This window comes from Polynucleobacter sp. 35-46-11, from assembly GCF_002281105.1.
The window spans coordinates 1-2,977 of the sequence record NZ_NCFJ01000318.1 but is presented as its reverse complement, the minus strand read 5'-3'; the positions used below and the strand labels follow the sequence as shown (position 1 = coordinate 2,977).

5 protein-coding genes are annotated in these 2,977 nt (G+C 42.7%); 4 read left to right on the top strand and 1 reads right to left on the bottom strand.

The genetic code is table 11. The features are described 5' to 3' along the window. Positions 1-719: tetratricopeptide repeat protein (locus B7Y67_RS14205; protein ID WP_293599206.1), on the top strand; the 719-nt coding region annotated here is incomplete at its 5' end. Positions 720-804: 85 nt separating this feature from the next. On the opposite strand, the gene B7Y67_RS14200 is transcribed toward B7Y67_RS14205, so the two are convergent. Next, positions 805-1,386, bottom strand: coding sequence for a hypothetical protein (locus B7Y67_RS14200; RefSeq protein ID WP_293599205.1), 582 nt, complete (start codon positions 1,384-1,386; stop codon positions 805-807). A gap of 280 nt (positions 1,387-1,666) precedes the next feature. Here B7Y67_RS14200 and B7Y67_RS14195 point away from each other — a divergent pair, with 280 nt between their 5' ends. From B7Y67_RS14195 to B7Y67_RS14185, 3 genes are all read left to right on the top strand, one after another. Beyond that, positions 1,667-2,017 (top strand): DUF1924 domain-containing protein, encoded by a 351-nt coding sequence (locus B7Y67_RS14195; RefSeq protein WP_293599204.1) that lies wholly within the window; start codon positions 1,667-1,669, stop codon positions 2,015-2,017. Next, complete coding sequence (locus B7Y67_RS14190) at positions 2,014-2,490, top strand: diheme cytochrome c (protein WP_293599203.1); 477 nt, start codon at positions 2,014-2,016, stop codon at positions 2,488-2,490. The genes B7Y67_RS14195 and B7Y67_RS14190 overlap by 4 nt, the downstream gene beginning before the upstream one ends. Positions 2,491-2,498: 8 nt before the next feature. Beyond that, positions 2,499-2,977, top strand: a 479-nt coding sequence (locus tag B7Y67_RS14185) for a cytochrome b/b6 domain-containing protein (protein WP_293599202.1), incomplete at its 3' end; no start/stop codon positions are given.

Sequence of the window (2,977 nt, the reverse complement as noted above, 5' to 3'; positions counted from 1 at the left end):
AAGAATCTCAGGGTTCTATAGGGACTAAGACAAATATGTATGACGATCAATCACGCCTTGATTTGGGGCAACTAAATATCGAGCGCGGAAGTTATTCTGCTGCATTTGATATCTTTTATGGCCTCGCTAAAGATCGAGCTAGTGAAGATGCACTTTATGCATTAACCAAAATGTGTTTTGATGGCCGCCTAAACCCCGAGCAAATCAATACGCTATTTACATTACAGAACTCAAATAGTAGTTTGGGTAATGGTTATGCACACTTTAATGTGGGCTTAATGTTTGAGCGCGGCATGGGTGATGTTAAGCAAGATTACAAAACTGCCGTCGAGTACTATGAAAAAGCAATCAAAGAAGAGGTGCTAGATGCCTACTGTAATTTAGGCAATATTTACATTCTGGGTACTGGTATAGCGCATGGCGTTATACCAAACCAAGAAAAAGGTATTGCCTTATTAAAAAAAGGTGCGGAGGAGGGCAGTAGGCAGGCTGCATTTACCTTAGGCTCTTTATATGCAACTGGCGATATTATTGAGCAAGACCTCAAGCAGGGATATCTCTATTTAACCTTGGCTGCATTTGCTAAGCATGATCAGGCAAAGCGGGTTCTTTTGATATTTGAACATGCTCACCCAGGCAACTACCGAGAGGAATTTGACACGGCTCAGCAACAATATTGGAAGATTGAAACTATGCGTAGGCTTTATAAGTGCGTTTAATGCTCTAAGATTTAAGCCAAATAAAAACCCCAGCAATCACTTGCTGGGGTTTTCTCTTTCTAGTAGCTAGAAAAGCGTTATCGCATTACTTCTTTGCAGCTGGCGCACTTACAACGGCAGCAATTGCTTCTGTATACACGACTCTCACTTGGTCGTTTACAGCGATATCTTTCATCAAGTCAGGATTCTGAACTTTAACTTTAAAGATGTTTCCTTGAGGACCTTTTAAAGATACGGTATTTTTAGCTGTATCAATCGCTTCAACATTCGCGGTTGCAGTTACGGTATTGCTAGTGATCATGCCTGGCTTATCGCCTTGTGGGGCAGTAGTAGTGCTAGTAGTAACTTGCTCACTAGTGGTGCCTGGGTTTTTTACCTTAACCAATTCAATCGCTACAGCGAGTTCATAAACAACGTCAAAACGATCACCCACTTTGATTTCAGCAAAGTTCTTTACTTCAGGACCAGCAACAATAGTCGATTCACCATCTTGATTTTTGAGAGTAACTGTACGAGTTGCAGCATCAATCTTAATTACTTCACCGTCATAAATGAGAGCAGTTTCTTGAGCGGCTACGGCAGCAACAGGAGGCTTTGGTTGATTCAGTATGAAGTAGGCGGCTGCAGCAATAGCAGTAAGAATGATTACAATGACTATTTTTTTCATAACGGTACTAATCCTTAATAAATTGGGGTGCATTAGCTTTGAGTAGTAATGCAGTAGTTGATAAATGCGCTTAATTTGGCATTTATATAGATTGTATTACTCATACCGGTCATCAGAATTATTTTTGAGGAGATTTTTAGTGAATAACCCCTAATACCTGACTATTTTGCTTACTTATCAAAATGGGCTGTCATATCAATGGCGCATACTAAGTAATAGTATGAGTAGTGTGAATAGAGAGGTATGTATGTTTTGGAAGTTATTTTCGGGGCTAATTTTCATGGGCCTGCCCCTTATAGTTAGCGCGGCAACGCCTCAGGACTTACTGAAGTCTTATGAGGCTCAATCTGGTAAAGCATCACTCAGTAGAGGAGAGCAGTTCTTCAACGCCAAGCACGGTAAGGAATGGAGCTGTGCATCCTGTCATGAAAATCCCCCAAATCACGACACTAAACACATTGTGACTGGGAAGGTGATTAAGCCATTGGCACCTAGCGCCAATCCTGCACGATTTACTGATGAGGCCAAGGCTGAGAAATGGTTTAAGCGTAACTGCAATGATGTACTAGGCAGAGACTGTAGTGCACAAGAAAAAGCGGATGTCCTCTCTTGGTTAATGACTGTTAAATGAATCTCCCCAATATGAAAAAAATTCTTCTAATTGCTTTCTCCATGCTGATGGCAGCATCACCCACATTCGCTGCAAAAATGACAATGCCTGCAGATGCACCAGCTTCATACGAGGTTGAGTGTGCAAGTTGCCATATGGCCTATCCACCAGCATTATTAAGCGAACAAAGCTGGAAAAATGTCATGTCCGGCCTATCCAAGCATTTTGGTACCGATGCTGGTGTAGATGCAAAGACTCAGACTGAAATTACAAGCTGGTTAATAAAGAATGCCGCTACTCGACAGAAGTACAGCGAGACCGCCCCCGAAAACCGCATTACCAAAACATCATGGTTTATTCGTGAGCATGATGAGGTGAGGGCGGATGTTTGGAAGCGGGCAAGCATCAAGAGTCCTGCCAATTGTGGAGCTTGTCATATTGATGCTGCAAAAGGCATTTTTAGTGAGAACAATATTAAGATTCCAGCGAAATGAGCCATCAGATGAATGAGTCAATTCGCGATTCAGTTGGAGCCACCGGTAAGGTAAGGGAAGCCATTATGGTGTGGGACATGCCGGTGAGAGTATTTCATTGGCTGCTAGTGATTTGTTTTGCTGGTGCTTGGCTTAGCTCAGAGAGTGAGCGATGGGCCATGATTCACTATGCATTTGGATATACCGCGTGCTTACTTGTCCTCATTCGCTTAGTGTGGGGTCTGATTGGCACTCGCTATGCCAGATTTAGTCAATTTCTGAAAAAACCAAAGGCAGTGCTTGAACATTTTATGGCTATGCTACGCGGCCATCCTCATCACGATGTTGGGCACAACCCAGCGGGCGGTCTGGTCATGTTTGCGCTGATGCTACTCATCTTGCTCATTGGATTGAGTGGTTATTTATCCCTTAAAGAGTTTTTAGGTAATTTTGCTTCAGAGGTGCATGAGGCAGATTCTAGCTTAGTTATGGGTCTAGTCATCGTTCA